The 18,455-nt window shown below is 63.3% G+C and carries 17 protein-coding genes and 2 tRNA genes; 16 read left to right on the top strand and 3 right to left on the bottom strand.

Annotated features, from left to right (window positions below; translation table 11 throughout):
- Positions 1-55 precede the first annotated feature (55 nt).
- The 3 genes from NDO55_RS07405 to NDO55_RS07415 are packed head-to-tail and all read right to left on the bottom strand — an operon-like array spanning position 56 to position 3,859.
- Positions 56-1,402 carry a TldD/PmbA family protein gene (locus NDO55_RS07405; RefSeq protein ID WP_252113881.1) on the bottom strand — a complete coding sequence of 449 codons (1,347 nt, stop codon included), beginning with the start codon at positions 1,400-1,402 and terminating at the stop codon, positions 56-58.
- Positions 1,403-1,420: 18 nt separating this feature from the next.
- Entirely contained in the window at positions 1,421-2,341 is a 921-nt protein-coding gene (gene ubiA, locus NDO55_RS07410) for a 4-hydroxybenzoate octaprenyltransferase (RefSeq protein WP_252113883.1), read from the bottom strand.
- Between the two features lie 21 nt (positions 2,342-2,362).
- Positions 2,363-3,859, bottom strand: coding sequence for a phospholipase D-like domain-containing protein (locus NDO55_RS07415; protein WP_252113885.1), 1,497 nt, complete (start codon positions 3,857-3,859; stop codon positions 2,363-2,365).
- Positions 3,860-3,916: 57 nt separating this feature from the next.
- On the opposite strand from NDO55_RS07415, the gene NDO55_RS07420 reads away from it, so the two are divergent.
- The 16 genes from NDO55_RS07420 to phoU all read left to right on the top strand — a co-directional run bounded on the left by NDO55_RS07420 (position 3,917) and on the right by phoU (position 18,436).
- Entirely contained in the window at positions 3,917-4,657 is a 741-nt protein-coding gene (locus NDO55_RS07420) for a 16S rRNA (uracil(1498)-N(3))-methyltransferase (protein WP_252113887.1), read from the top strand.
- 40 nt (positions 4,658-4,697) lie between these two features.
- Complete coding sequence (locus tag NDO55_RS07425; protein ID WP_252113889.1) at positions 4,698-6,068, top strand: glutamate--cysteine ligase; 1,371 nt, start codon at positions 4,698-4,700, stop codon at positions 6,066-6,068.
- A 166-nt stretch (positions 6,069-6,234) separates the two neighbouring features.
- Entirely contained in the window at positions 6,235-8,523 is a 2,289-nt protein-coding gene (locus NDO55_RS07430; RefSeq protein WP_252113891.1) for a TonB-dependent receptor, read from the top strand.
- Between the two features lie 83 nt (positions 8,524-8,606).
- Positions 8,607-9,566 carry a prolyl aminopeptidase gene (gene pip, locus NDO55_RS07435; protein ID WP_252113893.1) on the top strand — a complete coding sequence of 320 codons (960 nt, stop codon included), beginning with the start codon at positions 8,607-8,609 and terminating at the stop codon, positions 9,564-9,566.
- Positions 9,563-9,895, top strand: coding sequence for a hypothetical protein (locus NDO55_RS07440; protein ID WP_252113895.1), 333 nt, complete (start codon positions 9,563-9,565; stop codon positions 9,893-9,895). Before pip ends, NDO55_RS07440 begins: the two co-directional genes overlap by 4 nt.
- A gap of 55 nt (positions 9,896-9,950) precedes the next feature.
- Positions 9,951-10,024, top strand: a tRNA-Gly gene (locus tag NDO55_RS07445).
- A 94-nt stretch (positions 10,025-10,118) separates the two neighbouring features.
- A tRNA-Tyr gene (locus NDO55_RS07450) sits at positions 10,119-10,204 on the top strand.
- A 281-nt stretch (positions 10,205-10,485) separates the two neighbouring features.
- Positions 10,486-11,085: a helix-turn-helix domain-containing protein gene (locus NDO55_RS07455; protein WP_252113897.1), complete on the top strand. Its 600-nt coding sequence runs from the start codon at positions 10,486-10,488 to the stop codon at positions 11,083-11,085.
- Positions 11,086-11,130: 45 nt separating this feature from the next.
- The gene (locus tag NDO55_RS07460; RefSeq protein ID WP_252113899.1) at positions 11,131-11,475 is read left to right on the top strand and encodes a hypothetical protein; all 345 of its coding nucleotides are present in this window, start codon (positions 11,131-11,133) and stop codon (positions 11,473-11,475) included.
- A gap of 74 nt (positions 11,476-11,549) precedes the next feature.
- Complete coding sequence (locus NDO55_RS07465) at positions 11,550-11,996, top strand: hypothetical protein (protein ID WP_252113901.1); 447 nt, start codon at positions 11,550-11,552, stop codon at positions 11,994-11,996.
- Between the two features lie 36 nt (positions 11,997-12,032).
- Complete coding sequence (locus NDO55_RS07470) at positions 12,033-13,037, top strand: sensor histidine kinase (protein ID WP_252113903.1); 1,005 nt, start codon at positions 12,033-12,035, stop codon at positions 13,035-13,037.
- Between the two features lie 155 nt (positions 13,038-13,192).
- A complete protein-coding gene (locus NDO55_RS07475; RefSeq protein WP_252113905.1) occupies positions 13,193-14,224 on the top strand; it encodes a substrate-binding domain-containing protein in 1,032 nt (343 codons plus the stop codon).
- 39 nt (positions 14,225-14,263) lie between these two features.
- Positions 14,264-15,643, top strand: coding sequence for a phosphate ABC transporter permease subunit PstC (pstC, locus tag NDO55_RS07480; RefSeq protein WP_252113907.1), 1,380 nt, complete (start codon positions 14,264-14,266; stop codon positions 15,641-15,643).
- Positions 15,636-16,904 carry a phosphate ABC transporter permease PstA gene (gene pstA, locus NDO55_RS07485; protein WP_252113909.1) on the top strand — a complete coding sequence of 423 codons (1,269 nt, stop codon included), beginning with the start codon at positions 15,636-15,638 and terminating at the stop codon, positions 16,902-16,904. Before pstC ends, pstA begins: the two co-directional genes overlap by 8 nt.
- A gap of 13 nt (positions 16,905-16,917) precedes the next feature.
- Positions 16,918-17,730, top strand: a complete 813-nt coding sequence (pstB, locus tag NDO55_RS07490; RefSeq protein ID WP_252113911.1) for a phosphate ABC transporter ATP-binding protein PstB — start codon at positions 16,918-16,920, stop codon at positions 17,728-17,730.
- Entirely contained in the window at positions 17,723-18,436 is a 714-nt protein-coding gene (phoU, locus tag NDO55_RS07495) for a phosphate signaling complex protein PhoU (RefSeq protein WP_252113913.1), read from the top strand. The genes pstB and phoU overlap by 8 nt, the downstream gene beginning before the upstream one ends.
- Positions 18,437-18,455 lie beyond the last annotated feature (19 nt).

Raw genomic sequence — 18,455 nt, forward strand, 5'->3', positions numbered from 1 at the left:
GCGCGAGGCACCACGAAATCGGGCGTCGCACCTCACGGGGTGCGGCGCTCTTTTTCTATCCGATGGCCACGGTCATTTCGGGGACCAGCAGCGTCGGGCTGTCAACGCCGCGGCGGATCTCGAGGTCGCTGCCCGGTTCGAGCGCGGCGAACATGTCCTTGAGGTTGGACGCGACCGTCGCGCCGCTGGCCGGGCCGACGATCTCGCCATTTTCGATATAAAAGCCCGAGGCACCGCGCGAATAGTCGCCGGTTACCTGGTTGACCCCCTGCCCGATCAACTCGGTGACGAGGAAGCCGCGCTTCACACCCGCAATCATGTCGTCCTGACTGCGCTTGCCGGGTTCGATCCAGATATTGCTCGGTCCCGCGGCGGGCGACCCGCCGGGGCCGCGAATGGCGTGGCCGGTCGGATCGATGCCGAGCTGCCGCGCTGCCGCGCTCGCCGCGAACCAGGTCTTGAGCACGCCATCTTCGATGATGTTCATGCGTTTCACCGGCAGGCCCTCGCCATCGAAGCCGTGACTGCGCAGCCCGCGGCGGCGCAGGGGATCGTCAGTGATGGTGACGCCTGAACCGAAGACCCGCTCGCCCATCATGTCCTTGAGGAAGCTCGAGCGCCGCGCGACCATCGCGCCATTTACCGCGGTGCACAGATGATTGATCAGGCTGGTCGCGACGCGCGGGTCGTAGATCACCGGCATCTTGCCGGGCTTGAAGCTCACGGGTCCCAAACGTGCTGCTGCACGCTCGCCGGCGCGGCGGCCAATCTCTTCGGGCGATTCCAGATCCTCGGCATAGCGCGCCGAATGGAAGGCATAGTCGCGCTCCATCGCATCGCCCTCGCCGGCAATGCAGCTGATCGAAAGGCCGCGGCCCGAGCCTGAGAATGCGCCCGAGAAACCGTGGCTGGTGGCCAGCGCGAAACGGGTCGCCTGCGCGCTCGCGCTGGCGCCGATAGACTGGGTCACGCGATCCACGCCCAGCGCCGCAGCTTCGGCAGCAAGCGCCATGTCCTTGAGTTCGGCAGGATCGGTCGGCTCGTCGGGATCGAGATCGAGATCGGGCGCCTCGCCATCCAGCAGCATGTCGGCAGGGGCAAGGCCCGCATATTGATCCTCGCTCGCCGCGCGCGCCATGGCGACGGCGCGGGTCGCCAGGTCTTCCAGCGCATCGCCGTCCAGCGCCGAGGTCGAGACACTCGCCACGCGCTGGCCGATGAAGACGCGCAATCCGAGCTTTTCGCCTTCGGATGCGGAAACATCCTCCATCGCGCCCATGCGCACCTCGACTTCGGTCGATCCTTGCGCGACATAGGCCGCATCGGCGGCATCGGCGCCTGCGGCTTTGGCTTTTTCGACGGCGGCTTGCGCGGCGTCGCGCGCATGTTGGAGGCTTCGCATGGCTCGCGACTTAGGGCGTCACAGGACGCGGGACAAGCCGACGCTCGCGCAGGCCAGCGCCAGCAGCAGCCCGGTCCAGCGATTGGAACGGAAGAGGCCGAGCGCGCCCGCACCATCGACTGGGTCAATACGCACCGCTTGGTAGGCCAGGTGAAAGGCGACCGGCAGCAAGGCAAGAGGCGCGAGGAAATTGGGTTTGATCGTGAAGAGCGCGAAGCCCCACAGGGTGAGCGCGAGGAAATAGAGGATGGTCACGCCGCTCCGCGCCTTCCTGCCGAGCGCCCGCGCACTCGATTTCACGCCGACCAGCGCATCATCCTCGATATCCTGGATGGCGTAGATCGTGTCATAGCCGATGACCCAGAAGACGCAGCCGCCCCAGAGCAGCAGCCCGGCGCGCGCCAGATCGGCCTCGCCGGTCGCGGCAAATCCCACCAGGGCGCCCCAGCTGAAGACGAGGCCGAGCCAGGCCTGCGGCCACCATGTGATCCGCTTCATGAAGGGATAGGCGGCCACGAGGAACAGGCTCGCAAGTGCGACATAGGCCGCAATGCGCGGCAACTGGAGCAGGACCACGAACCCGACGAGGCAGAGCGCGATGGTCAACGTCCATGCCGCCTTCAACGAGACGCGCCCGCTCGCCAGTGGGCGGTTGCGCGTGCGCTCGACCCTGGCGTCGAGATCGCGGTCGACAATGTCGTTATAGGCGCACCCCGCCGAGCGCATCGCGAACGCGCCGATGAGGAACCAGGCGAACAGGTCCCAGCGACCATTGACCCCGCCCAATGCCAGCCCTGCAGCACAAGGCCAGTAGAGCAACCACGTCCCGATCGGTCGGTCTAGCCGCATCAATGCGGCGTAGGGGCGCCAGCCTTGCGGCAGCGCGCCGATTAGGCCGGTGCGTTCGCTATCGGGGACGAGATCCATGTTGGCGGGCATGGCGCGGCGCGCCCTTGCCGGTCAAGAACTTCGCGAGAAACGCTTCTTCAATCGCGCTCGCCGTTCGCGCCAGCGCTGGCGCAGGCTCTTGCGCGCGAACGGCTCTAACATCTCTTCGGTGCTTTCGGGGTCGAGCAGCTCGTGATCGGAGATGAAATTCTCCGCATCGCTCAAATCCTTGAGCTCGAGTAGGGTCAATGTCTTGCCCTCGCCGCGCAGCTTCTCGATCGTGTCGATCAGGCCCTTGCCCTCATTTTCCAGTCGCTCGATCTCGGCAATGTCGCAATCGAGATGCTCGGCCATGAGGTCGCGACGCTGGTCACGAATGACCTCCTCGAAACCGCGGTTCCGGTTCTGCGGCAGCCCGCAATCGACGATGACGTCGCATTCGCTGTCGAGCCCCATCGAACGATTGTTGAGATTGGCCGACCCGACCCGCAGAAACCGGTCGTCGATGACTGCCAGCTTGGCGTGGACATAGATGTCGGTACCAGCCTCGTTAACCGGCACGTAGATGCGGAAATTCTCGCCGCCCGGATTTTTCTGGATGGTCTGCATCAGCCGCTGGCGCGTCCCGTCCATCGCAACGCTCTCCAGCCAGCCATCCGCCGTGCGCGGCATCACCATGACGATTTCGGGTGGGTTGGGTTCGCTCAGCCGCGTGCAAATGGCGGCGGCGATGCGGGGCGAGGTGAAATACTGGTTTTCGATATAGGCGAAGCGCTCGCACTTCTCGATCATGTCGATGACTAGCGCCTCGTTCTCGCGAACTTCCTCGACATCGTTCCACGCCGCGCGGGTCCGCGCGATGGCGATGTCGGCATCCTCGAACATCGGGTCGAGATTTTCGGGCCAGTCATCATCGATCTGCTTGACCGGATCGAGGTCGCGGCTGGTCGCGACTTTCCAGCGTTCGCGGCCCAGCTCGCCAAGCGCCTCGGCGACATCGCCTTTCATTAGCATCGTGGTGTCATGCCACGGCTCATAGGGATGGCCGTTGGGTGTCTTGCGGCACGGATCGTCGGGCTTGTGCTCGCGCGTGTCCCAGCGGCGCATGGCAATGTCGATCCCGCCGCACGCCGCAAGGCTCTCGTCGATGACGACGATCTTCTGGTGATGCGAGCAGCCCTTGGGGTGGGAACTGTCGAACTTGAGATTGATTGGCCTGGCGATCCACCAGCGGATCAGCCAGTAAGTCGCGCGCAGCGACAGAAATTGCTTCAGCGCTCCGAAATTCCATTTGAGGATATCGATCTTCCGACCCGGCTTCTTGCGCGCCAATTCGAGGAAGAAGTGACCGAGGCTGGCATGGTAGCTGCCCTCGCGATCGGGGGCGAGGCTGATGCGCGTGTCGAAATCCCAGCCGACGATGAAGATGCGTTCCTGCGCGCGCTCCATCGCTTCGGCGATGACGCGGTAATAGTCTGCGGCATCGACGATGACGCTGGCGTGGCTAGCCCGCTCGATGCGCCAGCAATTGCGGCCGACCGCAACGATGGGGGTGATTTCCTCGCTCATGCTAAGGCTTAAAGCCTGATGGTGACGCACGTTCCATCGCGGGCTACATGGATGACCATGCCCGCTACTCCCGCCTGGCCGCCCGAAAGCCTGCCGCGTCTGTTCGTCGAGACCTCGCTCAGCGAAGGCATCGAGATCGACCTGCCCAAGAACCAGGCCCATTATGTCGGCACGGTCATGCGCCGCCAGTTCGGCGATGCCCTGCTCCTGTTCGACGGCGAGCATGGCGAATGGCGCGGCGAGATCGTCGAGGTCGCCAAGAAGCGCGCCCGGCTGCGGGTCACCGGCCAGACCCGCCCGCAGGAAGCGGCGACCGGGCTCACCCTCGCCTTCGCGCCGATCAAGAAGCAGCGGATCGATTTCCTTATCGAGAAAGCCGTCGAATTGGGCGTCGAGACCCTCCAGCCCGTCCTCACCCAGCGCACCATTGCCAGCCGGATCGGCGAAGACCGCATCCGCGCGCATATCGTCGAGGCGGCCGAGCAATGCGGCCGCACCGCGATCGCCGAATTGAAGCAGCCGGTGCGCCTCAAGCAATGGCTGATCGAGCGAACTTCCGAGCCACTTTATTTTGCCGACGAGAATGGCGGCGCACCGGCACTCGAAAGCTTCAGGGCACCGCCCGCGACGATCCTCGTCGGTCCCGAAGGCGGTTTTACCGATGAGGAGCGCGAAATGATCCACGCCGAAGAAGCTGCCGTCGCGATCAGTCTCGGGCCGCGCATCCTGCGCGCCGAAACCGCCGCTCTGGCCGCCGTTACCGCCTATATGGCAAGCGCGGGCGACTGGACCGATTAGTGGCTAGTCGCCACTCAAATGAAGCGCTAGGGCAAAAAATATGACGACGCGCACCGACCTTTCCGAGAGTCCGCTCATCGAAAGCCGCGACGATTTGTTGGCGGTATTTTCCGGCGGCGAGAAGCCCAAGTCGGACTGGCGGATCGGCACCGAGCACGAGAAATTCGTCTACAATGTCGAAGACCATTCGGCCCCCAGCTGGGAAGAAGATGGCGGTATCCGCGACCTCCTCACCGCGCTCACCGAGTTCGGATGGAAGCCGGTCATCGAAGGCGGCAAGATCATCGCGCTGACCGGCGATGATGGCACGATCAGCCTCGAGCCGTCGGGCCAGTTCGAGCTGTCGGGCGCGGCGCTGGAGCATCTCCACCAGACCTGCAACGAGGCGGGTCGCCACCTCAAGCAGTGCAAGGCGGTGGGCGAGAAATTGGGCGTCGGTTTCCTCGGCCTCGGCATGTGGCCCGACAAGGCGCGTAGCGATCTCTCTTGGATGCCCAAGGCGCGCTACGGGATCATGCGGGGCTACATGCCCAAGAAGGGCGACCTCGGCCTCGACATGATGCTGCGCACCTGCACGATCCAGGTAAATCTCGATTATGCGAGCGAAGCCGACATGGTGCAGAAATTCCGCGTCGGCCTCGCGCTCCAGCCGGTCGCCACGGCATTGTTTGCCAATTCGCCCTTTACCGAAGGCAAACCCAACGGCTTCCTCTCGTTCCGCAGCCAGATCTGGACCGACACCGATCCCGATCGCACCGGCATGCTGCCCTTCGTCTTCGAAGATGGCTTCGGCTACGAACGCTGGTGCGACTATGCGCTCGACGTGCCGATGTATTTCGTCTTCCGCGACGGCATCTATCACGATGTTGCCGGCAAGAGCTTCCGCGACTTTCTCGATGGCAAGCTGGAAGGCCTCGAAGGCGAGAAGCCGACGCGCGCCGACTGGACCGACCACCTCTCGACCATCTTCCCCGAAGTCCGCCTCAAGAGCTTCCTCGAGATGCGTGGCGCCGATGGCGGGCCGTGGAACCGTATCTGCGCGCTGCCGGCGCTTTGGGTCGGCCTGCTCTACGACCAGCCGACTCTCGATGCGGCCTGGGACCGCGTGAAGGGCTGGTCGATCGAGCAGCGCGAGCAGCTGCGCGCCGACGTTCCGCGGCTCGGCCTCAAAACGCCGCTTCCCAATGGCGGGACGATGCAGGATCTGGCCGAAGAAGTGGTCGACAAGGCGGCCAACGGCCTTCGCGCCCGCGCTCGTTTCAATGCAGCCGGCGATGATGAAACCGGCTTCCTCGATCCGCTGCGCGACCTGCTGGCGCAGGGCAAGACGCCCGCCGACCTGCTGCTCGATGCCTATCATGGCCGATGGGGCGAAACCGTCGCGCCGGTCTATGACGAAAAAAGTTTCTGATTTTCCGCCAAAAAATCGATGCTGCAAAGCAACATGAAGTGATAATTTCACCCATGTGACGATGATTCATTGACTCTTAAGTCAGCTTGCTTAGACGGCGCCCCCATCGGGCAGGCGCGCATGTCTGCCTCTCACTTCTAAGATATTGAAAAGAGAGAATGGACTGATGCGTCGCACCACCAGCCTGCTTTCCTATTCGGCTCTGGCGCTTGCCATGGCCGCCACCGCCAACCCGGCGCTCGCGCAGAGCACCGATGAAGAAGCGGACGTCACCACGCCGCAGGAAGTCGCCGAGCCCGAAGAAGGCATCGGCGTCATCGTCATCACCGCCCAGCGCTACGAACAGAACCTGCAGGACGTCCCGATCTCGGTCGCGACCGTCGATGCAGACGTCCTCAACGCCGTCTCGACCGGTGGCGCGGACATTCGCGGCCTCGCCGGCCGCGTGCCCAGCCTCAACATCGAGAGCTCGTTCGGCCGTACCTTCCCGCGTTTCTACATTCGCGGCCTCGGCAACACCGACTTCGACCTCAACGCGTCGCAGCCGGTCAGCCTCGTCTATGACGACGTCGTTCTCGAAAACCCGATCCTCAAGGGCTTCCCGGTATTCGACATGGAGCGCGTCGAAGTGCTCCGTGGTCCGCAGGGCACCCTGTTCGGCCGCAACACGCCGGCCGGCATCGTCAAGTTCGACAGCCGTCGTCCGGACTCGAACGAGAACTATTTCCGCGGCAGCTACGGCACCTATGACACGATCAACATCGAAAGTGGCATGGGCGGCGAGCTGAGCGACGAATGGTCGATCCGCGCCTCGGTCCTCTACCAGCACCGCGCCGACTGGATCGACAATATCGACACCCCGGAAATCGGCGACCTCGAAGGTTATGACGATTTCGCCGCTCGCCTGCAGCTGCAGTATGAGCCGACCGACTTCGCGACCTTCCGCCTGACCGGTCAGATCCGCGACATGGAAGGCTCGGCCCGTATCTTCCGCGCCAACGCACTTGTTCCGGAAGATAACGACCTCCAGGGCGTTATCATTGGTGACGAGTTCAAGCGTGACCAGGTTCGTGCCGACGGCATCAACTTCCAGCGCCTCGAAACCAAGAATGTCGCGCTGACCGCCGACTTCGACATCGGCGCCGACGCCACGCTGACCAGCGTCACCAGCTATTGGGGCGGCAGCCTTGAATCGCGCGGTGACATTGATGGCGGCTTCGGCAACCAGTTCGGCCCCGAACAGGGCCCGGGTTTCATCCCCTTCTCGGCCCAGAGCCGCGATGACATCCCGTCGCTGTCGCAGATCACCCAGGAAGTCCGCATCGCCAGCAACCCGGCGACCGGCTTCGGCTACCAGGCCGGCGCCTTTTTCTTCTGGGAAGATCTCGAAATCAGCTCGGAAGATTATGGCACGCCGACCGACCTCGCGCCGGCCGCCATCGCCAATCAGGAGCAGTTCTCGGAAGGCCTCGGCGTCTTTGGTACGCTGCGCTACGCCTTCGATAACGGCGTCACCCTGCAGGGCGGTCTTCGCTACAACCGCGACCGTCGCGACTTCCGCGCTGCGCGTCCGCTCGACACCCGCCCGGGCTTCCTCGGCTTCGGCGGTCCGGTCGATCCCATCGAAACCACGGTCGAAGACGAAGTCGTGACCTGGGACGTTGCCGCGACCTACGAGGTCAATGACAACGTCAACATCTACGCCCGCGCTGCCAAGGGCTATCGCGCGCCGTCGATCCAGGGCCGCCTGCTGTTCGGTCGTGACCTTTCGGTCGCCGACAGCGAAACGACCATGAGCTACGAAGCCGGCGTGAAGACCGAGTTCAATCGCGCGCTTCGCTTCAACCTCACCGGTTATTTCTTCGAAACCGAAGACCTGCAGCTCACTGCGGTCGGTGGCGAGAACAACTTCACCCGCCTGCTGAACGCGGCCGAAGTTGACGGTTACGGCCTCGAAGCCGAATTGGTCGCTGCCCCGCTGCCGGGCCTGCTGCTGACCGCCGGCGCCAGCTACAACAGCACCGAGACCCAGGATCCCGGCGCGTTCGTCGCGGGCTGCGCCTCGGGCTGCACCGTGCTCGACCCCGAGCGTGGCGGTGCCCCGGGCATCTTCTCGATCGACGGCAACCCGCTGCCGCAGGCACCGGACTGGACCATCAACTGGACCGCTGGCTACGAAGTCCCGGTCGGCAATGGCGACATCTACGTCTTCACCGACTGGTATTATCGCAGCGAAATCCAGTTCTTCCTCTATGAGTCGGTCGAATATTCGGACCCCGACCTCCTCGAGGGCGGCCTGCGTATCGGTTACCGCACCAACACCTTCGACATTGCCGGCTTCGTTCGTAACATCACGAACGACTACAGCCCCGTCGGCGGTATCGACTTCAACAACCTCACTGCCTTCGTGAACGAACCGCGCATCTACGGCGTCGAACTGGGCGTGAACTTCTAATCGGCCAAAAGCCACGTTAGAACATGGGGGCGGGTCCGCATCGGGCCCGCCCCTTTTTTATGTGCATGACAAGGAATGACTGCATGAGCGAGCGCCGCGGCCTCTACGAAATCGTTGAACCCTATGAGAGCGGCATGTTCGATGTCGGAGACGGCCACAGCCTCTATTACGAGCGTGTCGGCACGCCGGGCGCCAAGCCGGCCGTCTTTCTCCACGGTGGTCCTGGCGGCGGCATCAGCGACAGCCATCGCGGCCAATGGGACCCCGAACTGTACGACGTCCTGCTGTTCGAACAGCGCGGCTGCGGACGCTCGACGCCCTTTGCCAGCCTTGAGAACAATACGACGCAGGACCTCATTGCCGATATCGAGAAGCTGCGCGCGCATTGCGGCCATGACAAATGGCAGGTCTTCGGCGGCAGCTGGGGCTCGACGCTGAGCCTTGCCTATGCCCAGGCCCATCCCGAGCGCGTCGACGAACTCATCCTGCGCGGCATCTTCTTCGGCGACGAGCGCGAATATGGCTGGCTGTTCAAATATGGCGCCAGCGAGCTCTATCCCGACGAATTCGAGAAATTCCTTGCCGTGCTGCCCGAAGATGGTCGCGACGATCCGATCCAGGCCTTCCACCACATCCTCACCGGCGATGACGAAGACAAGAAACTGGAAGCCGCGCGCGCCTGGTCGCGCTGGGAAGCGGTGACCGTCACCGTCCTGCCCGATCCCGACGTCATGGCGCATATGCAGGACGCCAAGCAGGCGCTCGCCATGGCCCGCATCGAGAACCATTATATGCGCCACGGCTGCTTCCTCGAGGAAGGCGAGATCCTCGCCAAGATGGACCGCATCGCCCACATCCCCGGGATCATTGTCCAGGGTCGCCACGATTGCTGCACCCCGCCCCATTCGGCCTGGCTGCTGGCCAAGGCCTGGCCCGAGGGCGAATTGCAGATCGTCGATGATGGCGGGCACAGCTATTCCGAACCCGGCATTCTCGACGGCCTCGTCCGCGCGACCGACCGGTTTGCAGGCAAGTCGGCATGAGCAGCGCCGCCGCCACCACCGTCATCGTCGCGCACATAGCGCAGCAGCAGAAGAGAGTGCTCGATGCGCTCAAGGCCAAGGGCTCCGTATCGCCCGAAAGTGCGACGCGCGACGTCCCCGGCGGCAAGGATTGCGGCAGTGCGTTGAAGATGCTGCTCAAGGGAAAACAGGTCGAGGAGACCGCGGACGGGCGCTATTTCCTCACCGAAAAGGGCCTTAAGCAGCAAGCGGCCGAACCGCCTTCGGGCGGCAAGGTCCTGCTCATCATCGGTGCGATCCTGATGGTGACGGCCTCGGCCATCGCGCTCGTCGTCACGCTTGCCGATTGACCGGGTCGCCCCCATTTGGCAAAGCGCTGCTCCGGCCCTTGGGGCCACCCGGCGTGCGGGTATAGTTCAACGGTAGAACACTAGCCTTCCAAGCTAGATATACGGGTTCGATTCCCGTTACCCGCTCCAGCCGCCAAAATTTGCGCCAAAAGGTCCATTCGCCCTGTTGACTTGGGGCCATGAAAACGCCAAACGGCGCGCCTGCCTTGCCTTAAGCATCTGTGGACAGGTGGCCGAGTGGTTAAAGGCAGCAGACTGTAAATCTGCCCGCGCAAGCGTACGCTGGTTCGAATCCAGCCCTGTCCACCACTTTCCCTTTTTCAGAAAAACTGACGCATTCTGGCGCGAATCAGTGATTCGTAATGCCGCTTTGGCATCAAAAACCGAACGCACGTCCATTTAGTTGTGACGGATACGCAACAAAATGGAGCGTGTCGGCGAAGGAACTAAATCCCGCCAAAGCCGCATTAGTTCATGATATTGCGAGATTTTCCGGCTTCGTTGCTCCATGGTAAAGAGCGTGTAGTGGTATAAAGCTCCAGTTTCGATTAAACTGGATTGTGTAAAGCCGGGGGGCTCTCGTCGCGTTTATGAACTTTGCAGGACACCATTTTGTGAACCCGCATCCTGACAGCATGCCAGTCTCGCCCACTAGTACCGAGCTTGTCGCCCGGCTGTCGGACGGGCAGCGCGAATGCCTGCGCCTGGTCGCGGCCCACATGTCGTCCAAGGAAATCGCTGCCGAATTGGGCATCAGCCCGCATACGGTCGATCAGCGCGTGCGCCAGTCGCTACAGATTCTCGGTGTCTCGCGCTGGCAGCAAGCGGCCCGTCTTCTAGCGGAGGCCGAGGCGGCGCCGGGTGAAGACCCATATCAACGCTTGATACATCAATCGCCGTACATTCCGGAAACCCCCGATCCCCGCCATCCAGAAGCGGTGATCGGCACAGAGATTCGGCACGCCGATCACGCAGGGGGAACCGGTGTTTCGGCGTCGCAAACCGAGCAGGATGTCGTCTCTGACCGGTTCCTCCTGCAATTGCCGTTCGCTACGCGGAAACAGCCGCGGAACGAAATGGGCGTCGGAACCCGGCTCTTGTGGATCGTGCTCATCGCATTGGGCGCTTCCTTCGCCGCCGGGATGTATATGGCAGGACTTGAAAGCCTCGCCCGGTTGCTTTCCGGCTGACCCATGCGCTTCCCCGCTGGCCCGCACCAGTTGGGAGTTTTTCAAATGCGCAAGATCCAGATCCAAAACGCCGCCCATGAGGTCGCGACCCAAGTGCGCGTCGTCGAAGATACGATCGAAGCCGCGCTCGCCGAAATTGCAGAGCTGCAGGGCCGCATGATCCATGCGCGCAGCGTCGCCGGCGTTGCCACCGCGACCGGCCACGAGGCGCTCGCCGAAGTCGCCAAGACCATCCAAGGCCTCGTCGAGGCACGAGGCGGCATGGCCAATGCCCACCGCATCCTCAAGGACACGACCCGCGTCGTTCCAGGCCTGCGCACCACCGGCTTCGGCGATGTGGGCGAATGCCCGCCGCCCGAAGGCGCAGTCGACCTCAAGATCGTTGCCTAGTTTCGTTTCTCCAAAGTAAGGGGGACAGGCCGGATCGCCTGCGTACCGGCGATCCGGCCATTCGAAGACGAACCATGCTGCCATTCGCTCTCTATATCGCCTTTCTCGCCGCCGCCTGCGGTTTCGCCTTCCTGTACGGCGATCGCGACCATCGGCTGGTTGCTGCCGCCTGCGTCGGTGGAACGCTGGCTACAGCGCTTGTTCTCAATCCGGTCGATCAACGGTATGGCGGCATCGAATATGGCGTCCTTGCAGTCGACCTGTTCATCCTCATCATCTTCTGCGTGATTGCCCTGCGGAGCGATCGTTTCTGGCCGCTTTGGGTAGCCGGGCTGCAGCTCACCACCAGCTTCGCGCATGCAATGAAGGCGATGAATGCCGACCTGCTGCCTTACGCCTATGGCGCGGCGGCGCGCTTCTGGGTCTATCCCATCCTCCTCATCCTCATTATCGGCACGTGGCGCGGCTGGCAGCGTCGCCTGCGCGCCGAGAAAAACACGCAGCAGGCACGCGCGGCCTAGCCGCACGCTTCGACCATGTTTAGAACTGGGTCCGTCATGATCGACCCGCTGCCCGCCGCCCTCATCGACGCCTTTTCCGATCCGGTCATCCTGGTCGAGGGGCAGCGCATCATCGCCATCAACAATGCCGCACGCGACCAATTGGGCTTGCGCCTCGCCAATAGCGACATCCGCCTCGCCATCCGCCACCCCGACGTGCTCGACGCCATCAATTCGGGCGACCAGCGCCGGCTCGAGGTCGAAGGCATCGGCCGCGCCGATCAGCCTTGGCGGGTCATCGTCACCCCGGTCGACGAGGACATCACCCTGGTGCGCATGATCGACCGCGCCGCAGAGCGTGCGGCAGAGCGCATGCGCGTCGACTTCGTCGCAAATGCCAGTCACGAATTGCGCACCCCGCTCGCGGGCATTCTCGGTTACGCGGAAACACTGTCCGACGACGGACCGATGGACGACGAGACCCGCCGTAACTTTGCCGACACGATCGAGAGCGAGGCGCGGCGCATGCTGCGGATCGTCGAAGATCTGATGGGCCTGTCGCGGATCGAGGCGGACCGCTTCGTCACGCCGCGTCAAACGCTCGATCTTGCTGACCTGGTCAATGACACGCTCGAGGAAATCCAGCCCACCGCCGAACGCCGGCAATGCAATATCGTCAGCGATGTCGAGGCCAACCTGCCGCCCGTGCGCGGCGACCAAGCGCAATTGATGCAGCTGGTCGATAATCTGGTCGGCAATGCGATCCGCTATGGCTGCGACGGCGAATGCGATTCGGTGCGTGTTGGCTTGGCTCGTTCGGGCCGCGACCGCATCCGCCTCACGGTCGCCGACAAGGGCCCCGGCATTGCGCCCGAACACCTGCCCCGCCTTACCGAGAGGTTTTACCGCGTCGACCCGGCTCGTAGCCGCAGCAGCGGCGGCACCGGCCTCGGCCTCGCTATCGTCAAGCATATTGTCGAGCGGCATCGCGGGACGCTGAATATCGCCAGTGCGCTCGGCACCGGGACCACCGTGACGGTTGACTTGCCGATCCTGCGCTAGCCCCTTGCGCTGCCATTCTCCTGAACCCGAAACGTCACGGAACCGCGAACCGTGTCATGGTTCTGTCATGACAAAGTCACACAGGCTGTAGTCTAGGCCACTAACGGAAGCCCCATCCATGAATACGGCGAATGAGCGCCGAGGGGAGATACGACATGAAGAAAATCGTTCTGGCGGCGCCGCTCGCCATGATTCTTGCCAGCTGTGGCAGTGGTGGCAGCACCGATTCGGTGAGCCAGCTTTCGGTGGTCGGTTCCTCGACCGTCTATCCGTTCACGACCGCGGTCGCCGAACAGTTCGAAAACGCCAATGAAGGCGTGCGCGTGAAGGTCGAATCGACCGGCACCGGTTCGGGCATGAAGCTCTTCTGCGAAGGCCTCGGCATCGACGAGCATGACGCCGTCAACGCCTCGCGCAAGATGAAGATCAGCGAATTCGAAGACTGCCAGTCGAACGGCGTGACCGACATTGTCGAACTCACCATCGGCATTGACGGCCTGACGCTCATCCAGGCGCAGGGCGAAGAGCAATTGAACCTCACCAGCCAGCAGGTCTACGAAGCGCTGGCCGCCAACCCCTATGGTGGTGAGCAGACCGCGCAAAACTGGTCGGACATCTCGCCCGACCTGCCGAACGCCCCGATCCGCGTCCTCGGCCCGCCTCCGACGAGCGGCACCCGCGACAGCTTCGTCGAACTGATCATGGAAGTCGGCTGCAACGCCAACCCCGCCATGGCCGAACTCGAAGAGTCGAACGAAGACGAATATAAGACCGTCTGCACCAAGATCCGTGAAGACGAAGCCTTCACCGAAGCCGGCGAGAACGACAACCTACTCGTCCAGAAGGTCTCGGCCGAGCCGGGCCGCATCGGCATCCTCGGCTACAGCTTCGTCGAAGAGAATCTCGACAAGATCCAGCCGGTCGGCCTTGACGGTGTCGTCCCGACTGCCGAAACGATCGGCAACCTGGAATATCCGGCGGCGCGCCTGCTCTATGTCTACATCAAGGGGCAGCACGTCGAGAACAAGCCGGCGCTCGGCCAGTTCGTCGCAGCTTACAAGCAGGCCTGGCAGCCCGGTGGCATGCTCGGTACGCGCGGCCTGGTCGCGCTTCCCGAAGCGCAGCGCGCCGAAGCCGACGCTGCTGCCGACGGCATGACCACGCTCACCGCAGCGTCGTTCGAATAAGCGACGCCGCGCCCCAAGGGAGACAAGGAACAGTTATCGATGAGCCTCATGTTGGCCACCATCATTATCCTGATCGCCGTCGGCTTTGCCGCGTCCTTCGCGCGTTCGCGCGTGAAGGGCCTGCGGGCCGGCGGTGCGCGGCTCAATAGTCTTCCCAACTATCACGCCGCCTACGTCTTCCTGTGGGGCGCGGTGCCCGCCCTCATTTTCCTCCTGGTCTGGGCTCCGCTCCAGGCCATGTTCGTCGAGCAGGCCGTACTCGCCACGCCCGAGGGCATGGCGTTGCCGGACACCGGCTTCCGCCCGGCCGTGCTTGCCGAAGCCAAGGCGCTCGCCACCGGCGAAATCTCCAGCGCCTTCAACAGCGATGCCCGCGCGCTCGCTCCCTATTTCGAAGCTGCCATCGGCCGCTATTCGATGATCGGCGCCTTCATCGCCTTCGTCGTTGCAGGCCTCGGCACCTTCTTCTCGATGCGCCGCGTCGGCGTGAACTTCCGCGCCCGTAACGGCGTCGAGCGCTGGGTGATGGGCCTGCTGGTCATCGCCTCGATGGTCGCGATCTTCACGACGCTCGGCATTGTCCTCTCGCTGCTGTTCGAGACGATCCGCTTCTTCAACCTCGTCAATCCGATCGAATTCCTGTTCGGTCTCGACTGGTCGCCGCAGCTTGCGATCCGCGCCGACCAGGCCGGTTCCTCGGGCGCATTCGGCTCGATTCCGCTCTTCTGGGGCACGGTCTTCATCGGCGCGATCATCGCCATGATCGTCGCCATCCCGCTGGGCCTGATGAGCGCGATCTTCCTGACCCAATATGCCCCCGCCCGGCTGCGCAGCTGGCTCAAGCCGATCCTCGAGATCCTCGCCGGCGTGCCGACCGTGGTCTACGGCTATTTCGCCGCGCTGACCGTGGCCCCCGCGGTTCGCGACTTCGCGCTCGCCATGGGCCTGTCCAACGCATCGAGCGAAAGCGCGCTGGCTGCCGGTGTGGTCATGGGCATCATGATCATCCCGTTCGTTTCCTCGATGGCCGATGACAGCATCGCCGCCGTGCCTGCTGCCATGAACGATGGCAGCCTGGCATTGGGCGCGACGCAGTCGGAAACCATCAAGCGGGTCATTTTCCCAGCCGCTTTGCCCGGCATTGTCGGCGGCATCCTGCTCGCCGTCAGCCGCGCCATCGGCGAAACCATGATCGTGGTGATGGCCGCCGGCCTCGCCGCCAACCTTACCGCCAATCCGTTCGACAGCGTGACCACCGTCACCGTGCAGATCGTCCAGCTGCTGACCGGGGACCAGGAATTCGACAGTGCCAAGACGCTCGCCGCCTTCGCACTCGGCCTCGTCCTCTTCTTCATCACACTGGTGCTCAACCTCTACGCGCTGCGCGTCGTCCGCAAATATCGTGAAGCATATGAATAGTCCCACCGAGAAACTGGGCGCCGCAGAGCGCTGGACCAGCGAGGCCATGCAGCGCCGCGTCAAGCAGCGCTATGCCGCCGAACGTCGCTTCAAGATGTTCGGCATGGCCGCGGTCGGCCTGTCGGTCGCCTTCCTGGCCTTTCTGCTCGTCAACATGGCCACCAACGGTTTCTCCGGCTTCTTCCGGACCGAAGCCAGCGTGACCGTCAACTTCCCGGCCAGCGACGTCATGGTCGATCCGGCCTCGCTCGAGGGCGACGATGCCCGCTCGATCCTGTCGGGCGCCGGGCTGCGCGGCGCGATCCGCGAGGCCGCCGTCGACACTTATGGCGAGGCAGGCGAAGAATTGTTCGGCGGCAGCGCGGTCAATGCGCTGACCGACATGCTGGTCGACGATCCCGACATGCTGATGCGCGAAGTCGACATCATGCTGCCGGTCACCAGCGAAGTCGATCTTGCCCATAAGGGCGATGGCAGCGCTGCCGGCGAGGCCCTTGCGGCTTTGGCTGCAGAGCGCGGCACCATCGATACCAAATTCAACTGGACCTTTCTTACGGCCAGCGACGCCACCAATCCCGGCGAAGTCGGCATCTGGGGCGCGCTTGTCGGCAGCTTCCTGACGATCATCGTCACCATGTTGCTGGCCTTCCCGATCGGCGTCCTCTCGGCCGTCTATCTCGAGGAATTCGCGCCCAAGAACAAATGGACCGACATGGTCGAGGTCTCGATCAACAACCTGGCTGCCGTGCCGTCGATCATCTTCGGCCTGCTCGGCTTGGCCGTCTTCCTGAACTTCATGCACCTGCCGCGTTCGGCCCCACTGGTCGGCGGCCTGACGCTGGCGCTCATGACCATGCCGGTCATCGTCATCGCCGGGCGCAACGCCATCAAGGCCGTCCCGCCCTCGATCCGCGATGCTGCACTCGGCGTCGGCGCCTCCAAGATGCAGGTCGTGTTCCATCACGTCCTGCCGCTCGCGCTGCCGGGCATCCTCACCGGTACCATCATCGGCATGGCCCGCGCGCTGGGCGAGACCGCCCCGCTGCTGCTCATCGGCATGCGCGCCTTCGTCTCCTCGCCGCCCACCGGCATCATGAGCGACGCGACCGTGCTGCCCATGCAGATTTTCCTCTGGTCCGATGAAGTCGATCGCGGCTTCGTTGAAAAGACCAGTGCGGCAATCATCGTTCTCTTGCTTTTCATGCTCGCGATGAACGCCCTCGCCATCTATCTCCGCAACCGCTTCGAACAGCGCTGGTAGGAACGTCCCACCAATGAACGACACCAACACCACCACCCAGGACGCAAGCACGGCGCCGGCCACCAACGGGCCGCCCAAGATGCGTGCCGAGAATGTCGACGTCTTCTATGGCGACAAGCAGGCCATCAAGGGCGTCTCGATCGACATTTTCGATGACAAGGTCACTGCCTTCATCGGCCCTTCGGGCTGCGGCAAGTCGACCTTCCTGCGCACCCTGAACCGTATGAACGACACTATCCCCTCGGCCCGCGTCACCGGGCATATCGAGCTGGACGGCGAAGACATCCACGCCGCTGCCATGGACGTCGTCCAGCTGCGCGCACGCGTCGGCATGGTGTTCCAGAAGCCCAACCCCTTCCCCAAATCGATCTACGAGAACATCGCCTACGGGCCCCGTATCCACGGTCTCACCACCAACAAGGCGGAAATGGACGAAGTGGTCGAACAGTCGCTTCGCCGCGCCGGCCTGTGGGACGAAGTGAAGGACCGCCTCGAGGAAAGCGGCACGGCCCTGTCGGGCGGCCAGCAGCAGCGCCTGTGCATCGCGCGCGCCATCGCGGTCGATCCTGAAGTGATCCTGATGGACGAGCCCTGCTCGGCGCTCGATCCCATCGCGACGGCCAAGATCGAGGAATTGATCCACGAACTGCGCGGCAAATATGCCATCGCGATCGTCACGCATAACATGCAGCAGGCCGCGCGCGTGTCGCAGCGCACCGCCTTCTTCCACTTGGGCACGCTCGTCGAATATGGCGAAACCGGCCGGATCTTCACCAATCCTGCCAAGCAACGCACGCAGGACTACATCACCGGTCGCTATGGTTGATCCTACCGAAAACGAGTCGCTCATCGGGGCGCACACGCTCAAGGCCTTCGACGAAGACCTCGACCAGTTGCGTGCGCTCATCAGCCAGATGGGCGGGCTTGCCGAGCACCAGATTCGCGAGAGCATGCGCTGCCTGACGCAGCGTGACATCGAAGGTGCGCGCAAGGTCGTCGAGGCCGATCGCCGCCTCGATGAGCTGGAAACCGAGACCGAACGCCGCGCCATCGAGACGATCGCATTGCGCGCGCCGCTCGCCGGCGACCTTCGCGACGTCGTCGCCGCGCTCAAGATTTCCAACGTGGTCGAGCGGATCGGCGATTATGCCAAGAATATCGCCCGCCGCGTCGAAGAGCTGGAAAGCGCGCCTGCCATCGAGCCGCTGTCGCTGATGCCCGAAATGGCGCGCATCGCGACAGAGATGGTGCACGATGTCCTCAACGCCTTTGTCGAACGCGATGCCGAGACGGCCTTGCGCGTCGCGCGCCGCGACCAGGCGGTCGACGATTTCTACAATTCGATCTTCCGCACCCTGCTCACGCACATGATGGAAGACAGCCACAATATCGGTCACGCGACGCAGTTGCTGTTCGTCGCCAAGAATATCGAACGTGTCGGCGATCATGCCACCAACATTGCCGAGATGGTCTATTATGCAGCCACCGGCGGGCGGATGGCCGACGCATTGAACGCAGACGATACCGTTTAGGGTTAGAGCGGAAAAAGGG

Origin of the sequence: Sphingomicrobium sediminis (genome assembly GCF_023805295.1) — a bacterium.
Taxonomy (GTDB): domain Bacteria; phylum Pseudomonadota; class Alphaproteobacteria; order Sphingomonadales; family Sphingomonadaceae; genus Sphingomicrobium; species Sphingomicrobium sediminis.

What these genes read in the sequence shown, in the direction of transcription:
- NDO55_RS07405 (WP_252113881.1), bottom strand. Translation starts at nt 1,402, where the DNA reads ATGCGAAGCCTCCAACATGCGCGCGACGCCGCGCAAGCCGCCGTCGAA.
- ubiA (WP_252113883.1), bottom strand. Translation starts at nt 2,341, where the DNA reads ATGCCCGCCAACATGGATCTCGTCCCCGATAGCGAACGCACCGGCCTA.
- NDO55_RS07415 (WP_252113885.1), bottom strand. Translation starts at nt 3,859, where the DNA reads ATGAGCGAGGAAATCACCCCCATCGTTGCGGTCGGCCGCAATTGCTGG.
- NDO55_RS07420 (WP_252113887.1), top strand. Translation starts at nt 3,917, where the DNA reads ATGCCCGCTACTCCCGCCTGGCCGCCCGAAAGCCTGCCGCGTCTGTTC.
- NDO55_RS07425 (WP_252113889.1), top strand. Translation starts at nt 4,698, where the DNA reads ATGACGACGCGCACCGACCTTTCCGAGAGTCCGCTCATCGAAAGCCGC.
- NDO55_RS07430 (WP_252113891.1), top strand. Translation starts at nt 6,235, where the DNA reads ATGCGTCGCACCACCAGCCTGCTTTCCTATTCGGCTCTGGCGCTTGCC.
- pip (WP_252113893.1), top strand. Translation starts at nt 8,607, where the DNA reads ATGAGCGAGCGCCGCGGCCTCTACGAAATCGTTGAACCCTATGAGAGC.
- NDO55_RS07440 (WP_252113895.1), top strand. Translation starts at nt 9,563, where the DNA reads ATGAGCAGCGCCGCCGCCACCACCGTCATCGTCGCGCACATAGCGCAG.
- NDO55_RS07455 (WP_252113897.1), top strand. Translation starts at nt 10,486, where the DNA reads ATGAACTTTGCAGGACACCATTTTGTGAACCCGCATCCTGACAGCATG.
- NDO55_RS07460 (WP_252113899.1), top strand. Translation starts at nt 11,131, where the DNA reads ATGCGCAAGATCCAGATCCAAAACGCCGCCCATGAGGTCGCGACCCAA.
- NDO55_RS07465 (WP_252113901.1), top strand. Translation starts at nt 11,550, where the DNA reads ATGCTGCCATTCGCTCTCTATATCGCCTTTCTCGCCGCCGCCTGCGGT.
- NDO55_RS07470 (WP_252113903.1), top strand. Translation starts at nt 12,033, where the DNA reads ATGATCGACCCGCTGCCCGCCGCCCTCATCGACGCCTTTTCCGATCCG.
- NDO55_RS07475 (WP_252113905.1), top strand. Translation starts at nt 13,193, where the DNA reads ATGAAGAAAATCGTTCTGGCGGCGCCGCTCGCCATGATTCTTGCCAGC.
- pstC (WP_252113907.1), top strand. Translation starts at nt 14,264, where the DNA reads ATGAGCCTCATGTTGGCCACCATCATTATCCTGATCGCCGTCGGCTTT.
- pstA (WP_252113909.1), top strand. Translation starts at nt 15,636, where the DNA reads ATGAATAGTCCCACCGAGAAACTGGGCGCCGCAGAGCGCTGGACCAGC.
- pstB (WP_252113911.1), top strand. Translation starts at nt 16,918, where the DNA reads ATGAACGACACCAACACCACCACCCAGGACGCAAGCACGGCGCCGGCC.
- phoU (WP_252113913.1), top strand. Translation starts at nt 17,723, where the DNA reads ATGGTTGATCCTACCGAAAACGAGTCGCTCATCGGGGCGCACACGCTC.